This is a genomic window from Rhodococcus sp. 14-2496-1d, from assembly GCF_002259365.1.
GTDB lineage: Bacteria > Actinomycetota > Actinomycetes > Mycobacteriales > Mycobacteriaceae > Rhodococcoides.
Genome location: NZ_NPFV01000048.1, coordinates 1 through 4,707, shown reverse-complemented (window position 1 = coordinate 4,707; position 4,707 = coordinate 1). Strand labels below are relative to the sequence as shown.

Here is a 4,707-nt window from a genome sequence, read left to right as displayed (position 1 = left end):
GCTGACACTCGTTATGCCCCGCAGTTTCCGGCAGCCACAGTCATTGTCACCGACCCAGCCACCGGCAACGTGACCCGCGTGACGACGAACGGGGTTGTCACCGACTACACGTACAACTCGGACGGCTCGGTTGCAACCGACGTGTCGGGTGGCATTACCCGCGACTACAGCTACGACAGTGCAGGAACCCTACTCAGCATCACAGCTCGTCCGTGATGGGCACAGAGGTAGTCGATACCGCGAGCGGCCGCGCGCCCGGAATGGAACTGATCGCGACGTGGCCGAGGAGCAGCTTCAATGCCTCAGCGTTCGAATCAAGTGTGTCGTCCCAACTCAACGACAATGCAGGGTTGGCCTGCCGTGCCTTGAATCCAGCGCTCCGCAGCGTCATCTCGTCAGTGACCTCTACGTCGAACGTGGTCGTGACACGAATCTTTTCTCCCATGCTCGACATTCTGCACGCCAGGAGGCTCTGATGGACCCTGTAACCCTCGGCATGGCCAAGGCCGACGCCCGCAAGCGGTTCACGTCTCTTTCGACAGTCCCAAAGGGCACGATGGGCGAACGCAAACTGTGTGGCCGTGTGACGTCGATCGACAACTCGGATGCGAAGAGCTTCCATCTCGTCGCAGAACTGCCGATCCACGCAGACGCAATCCGCCTCGTCATCGCCAACAACCAGCCCCGATTCTCGGACATCTGCTATATCGCCAAGGCCGTCGCGCTGCCCTCCACTGCAGACCTGAACGGCTCCGGGTTGGCATGGTCACCGGTCACGCAGGGCGGTCAGGCGTACATCCCCACCACCGTCGCGGCGCAGTCGTACCAGCCCGAGTTCACCTTCTCGGACCTGATACCGCTGCGGACCATCCCACGGACCGATTCCGGCACCAAGCCACTCGTCGCCGTGCGCGGATGGTTCTCGGGCAACGCGACACTTCCCGCATCCGGGATCTCGACCGACGACTTCACCAACTGGGCCAGCCGTACGGACGGTCTGCTGTGGGTCATGCGGCATCAGGCAGGCAACGCCGTGACCGATCCGACTCTGTTCACCTCCACCGTCAACCGCTCGCAGTCGCCCATCGTCGGCATCCAGTTCCTCGCACGCGGCCGGGTCGTCCGCACTGCCCGGTTCGGGGACTCGAACACCGAAGGTCGCGGAACATGGATCGGGGAGGGGTTCGTCGGCAAGGCCATCCAGGCGGTGTCGACCGCAACCAAGCCGCTGACCGACTCGAACAATGGCTTTTCCGGGCAGCCCATGAACTACATCACCGACCGGGCGATCGACTTCATCGAGAACCCACGGTCACGTCCCGACATAGCGATCATCCCGTCCGGTTCGCCGAACGACGAGACGTCGTCCCTGACTGCTGCGGGCATCGCCAATCAACGATCCTGCTTGCTCCGCATCCTCGCTGCGTGCAAGGCCAATGGGGTCACCCCGGTGGTCTGGACGATGCTGCCGGTCAACACTGCCGTCAATCCATGGGGCGCGACCGATGCACTCCGAGTTGCGCACAACGCCGACGTTCTCGCCCTGCGAGACAAGGGAATTCTTGTAGCCGACACCGCGGCAGCGATCTCGGGTGCGACATCGGGCGGGCAGGTCCAGATGGCCAGCGGTACGACGATCGATGGCATTCACCCCGACAGCAACGGCGAGAACGTGCTCGCGCCACCACTGCAAGCCGAAATCGCGAAGGCGGCCTGATGTACAACGACACCCGCAAGCCCATCATGTCCACCCGGACCACGGACTACATCACCGAGTCTCGGCCGTACTTCTACGTCGGTGCTGCGGCGGCGACGTGGTACCTACCCGCTCGCACGCTGTTGCCACCACTGCGCCGCAGTGAGCGTCCGGTGTTCGTGGTCACCTGCGAACCCGGTGCGGGACCGCTGACGATCTCCGGGACCGACGCCAACTTCAGTTACGGACCTTCGGCGTCGACGACCATCACCCTCATGCCCGGTGAGTCGGTCATGATCCACGACGACGGCGGATTCTGGATCGCCAGCTTCATGCCCACGGCGTCGCTGTATCGCCGGGTGGCGTCAGCGCAGACCGGTGCGGCGGTGACGCTCACGCGGGCTGCATCGGTGTGGCCGTTCACCGGGACGGCAGCCTCTGCGTGGACGTTGCCGGCCGTGTCGCTCAACCGCGGCATGGAGTACCTGATCCACAATCGGGGCACCGCGTCGATCACCCTCGCACCCAACGGCTCGGACACCATCAATACCGGGGCTGTGACAGTGCCGTCGGTGATCATCGCGCCTGGCCAGTCAATGAGGGTGTTCAACGATGGATCGACGTGGGTGGCCGATCTGCCACCTGTCCGACGCCTGCGATCGGGCAAGTACTACGGCGATTCGGGCGTCGCGTTCGGCACTGCAACCCCGACCGCCGATCGGCTCCGAGTCACCCCGTGGATCGTGCCCGAGTCCGGTGTCTACGACCGAATCGCCTCTGAGGTGACCGCAGCTGTCGCGGCGACGACCCTGCGGTGGGGTCTGTACCGCGACGGCGGCGGGTATCCCGGCGCGCTGATTCTTGACTCCGGTGCTGTGGGCGACGCGTCGACGGTCGGAGTCAAGGAAGCCACCATAGCGGCGACCCTCACCGCTGGTGAACGGATCTGGAAAGGTGTCGCACCACAGGGCGGGAACCCGACGATGCGGACGCTGTCCGGGTCGATTTCGCTCCCCGACGTGGGGGTCGATCTCGCCGATATCAGTACGTTCTCGGGGGTGGCCGTCGGATACTTCACCAGCGCGGCAGGTGCACTGCCGTCACCATTCACCGCCGGCGCGAGCGTGCAGAACACCGCTCCCGCCATCTGGCTCAGGAAGGCGTGATTGTCATGGACAAGTGCGATCTCTGCGGGGCTCCGCTTTTCGAGTACGACGACGGTGTCACCAGGCATGTCCGATCTCAAACGGTCGAGTGCGCTGACGAGCCATCGGAACCGGCCCTATTGGTCGAACTACCGGATCTCCCGAGCGACGCGGACGCTTAGTCGCGGGTCCAGCAGCAGGCGGAGCAGGTGCACTCTCGGGTGTGCTTGCGCGGCTCTGCCTGTGCAGGCTTCCGGAGTCCGAGAAGCGACAGTGCAGCGAGCAGCGCCGCTCGTATTGTGGTCACAAACGAGATAATCGCACGTTTCTCGTTATCTGTTACAACACTTTGCAGGTCCGTCATTCGGGCGAATGACCCCTCATGAGCGCTCCCGCTACCCGCCCATAACACCAAGACTGTCCCCACAATGGGACACCTTTCGGGTAGGGTTCCCCGCATGGACGTAGTCGAATTTCTGTTGGCTCGCCTCGGCGAGGACGAGCAGGTCGCACGAGCAATCGATAGCAAGCAGCTCGACTCGGGATGGTCGGCGAGCTACAACCAGTTCGGCCTCGCCGACACTCCACCCGGTTGGTACATCACCCCGCACATCGGGCTGGCGTACGAGGAAGAGGGCGCGCGGCACATCGAGCGCTTCAACCCCGAACGTGTTCTGCGTGAGGTGACAGCAAAGCGAGCGCTCATCAAATCGACGATCAAGCGCATTGAGGAGGGATGGGGCTACCACGGCAACGAGGGCATCATCTGCGCTGATCTCCGGCCAATGGCTGAGGTGTACTCCGACCACCCAGATTTCACTTCGATCGTGTGGGAGTAGTGACACCGCAGCGGAAGGGGCTCGTCCCGGATGCTCTCGCGGTCCGGCTCCGTGCCGCTGTCGCCGCTCAGTCGGAGGCGGTCGAGGAGTTGCATGCTGCGATTGCTGCGGCGCTCTTGGCAGGCGGTTCGGTGCGTGAGGTTGAACGGATCTCGGGTGTTCCTCGGAACACGGTGGAGCGTTGGGGCCGTCGTGGCGGCTGGCCCAGTGCCGAGCAGAAGGCGCAGTGGGCCGAGGAAAAACGCAGGCGCGCCCAGCTGGCCGCAAAGTTCGAGGCAGCGCGCAGGCAACTGGACGAACAAGGGGAGCAGTAGATGCCGCACTACATCGTCAAGATCAGTCCCGACGAAGATCTGTACGTCGACTGGTCGACCATCACCGACTGCCCGGCAGTGTGCGGCGACCGTGCCGCTCTGACCGAGGCGCTCGGCCCGGAGTCATCCGGCCCCGAAAGGTGGGAGCGAGCGGACCGCACGGGTAGCTCCTCCCGTGACGGCTTCTACGACTGGACCGTCGACGAGTTCATCGCGGAACAGCGGGGCATCGTCAAGCGGAAGGATCTGCCGGAGATGGCCCGATGTCTGTACGCAGGCCTGCCGTACCCGCACATCCTGCACCCACTCGAAGATGGGCACATCAACGACAAATGGCCGACCAATGGCTGACCCCCACGTCGATCAGGACATGCGCGAGCTTGGCACGATTTCCTGGTTCGCGGGTCAAGGACCGCGGGCCAATCAGGTGCCGTACGTCGGAGACTGCGATCATTCCCTGCAGCGGGTGGTGGGCTGGGGACCGGACGAGAAGCACTACGAGTTGTGCGAGTGCGGCGACTGCGGTGCTCGAGCATGGTCGGACGGCAGGGCTCGCGACACGACGCCGTGGCTCGTACCCGCAGTTCTCGGCAAGCTCGCGTATCGCGAGGCCTTCCCCGAAGTGCCTCCGGGGGACTACTCACTCGCCAGTCTTCCCATCATCGAACGACCGAAGCGTCGCGGCTGACGCGACATCAGCGCGAGCATTTATG

General features: G+C 64.0%; 8 protein-coding genes. 7 read left to right on the top strand and 1 reads right to left on the bottom strand.

Annotated elements, in window-relative coordinates; genetic code table 11:
- Nucleotides 1-216: hypothetical protein (locus tag CH296_RS29375; RefSeq protein WP_218830281.1), on the top strand; the 216-nt coding region annotated here is incomplete at its 5' end.
- Here the strand turns inward: CH296_RS29375 and CH296_RS28315 are convergent.
- Entirely contained in the window at nucleotides 200-445 is a 246-nt protein-coding gene (locus CH296_RS28315; RefSeq protein WP_094686284.1) for a hypothetical protein, read from the bottom strand. The two genes, CH296_RS29375 and CH296_RS28315, sit on opposite strands and share 17 nt — an antisense overlap.
- A gap of 30 nt (nucleotides 446-475) precedes the next feature.
- Between CH296_RS28315 and CH296_RS28310 the strand changes: the two genes are divergently transcribed.
- From CH296_RS28310 to CH296_RS28285, 6 genes are all read left to right on the top strand, one after another.
- Nucleotides 476-1,717, top strand: coding sequence for an SGNH/GDSL hydrolase family protein (locus CH296_RS28310; protein WP_143546468.1), 1,242 nt, complete (start codon nucleotides 476-478; stop codon nucleotides 1,715-1,717).
- Nucleotides 1,717-2,862: a hypothetical protein gene (locus tag CH296_RS28305; RefSeq protein WP_094686282.1), complete on the top strand. Its 1,146-nt coding sequence runs from the start codon at nucleotides 1,717-1,719 to the stop codon at nucleotides 2,860-2,862. Before CH296_RS28310 ends, CH296_RS28305 begins: the two co-directional genes overlap by 1 nt.
- Nucleotides 2,863-3,299: 437 nt before the next feature.
- A complete protein-coding gene (locus CH296_RS28300) occupies nucleotides 3,300-3,680 on the top strand; it encodes a DUF6221 family protein (RefSeq protein ID WP_094686281.1) in 381 nt (126 codons plus the stop codon).
- Nucleotides 3,680-3,994, top strand: coding sequence for a hypothetical protein (locus CH296_RS28295; protein ID WP_094686280.1), 315 nt, complete (start codon nucleotides 3,680-3,682; stop codon nucleotides 3,992-3,994). The genes CH296_RS28300 and CH296_RS28295 overlap by 1 nt, the downstream gene beginning before the upstream one ends.
- Nucleotides 3,995-4,345 carry a hypothetical protein gene (locus CH296_RS28290; protein WP_094686279.1) on the top strand — a complete coding sequence of 117 codons (351 nt, stop codon included), beginning with the start codon at nucleotides 3,995-3,997 and terminating at the stop codon, nucleotides 4,343-4,345. It begins immediately after the preceding gene.
- Entirely contained in the window at nucleotides 4,338-4,682 is a 345-nt protein-coding gene (locus CH296_RS28285) for a hypothetical protein (RefSeq protein ID WP_094686278.1), read from the top strand. Before CH296_RS28290 ends, CH296_RS28285 begins: the two co-directional genes overlap by 8 nt.
- Nucleotides 4,683-4,707: the final 25 nt, after the last annotated feature.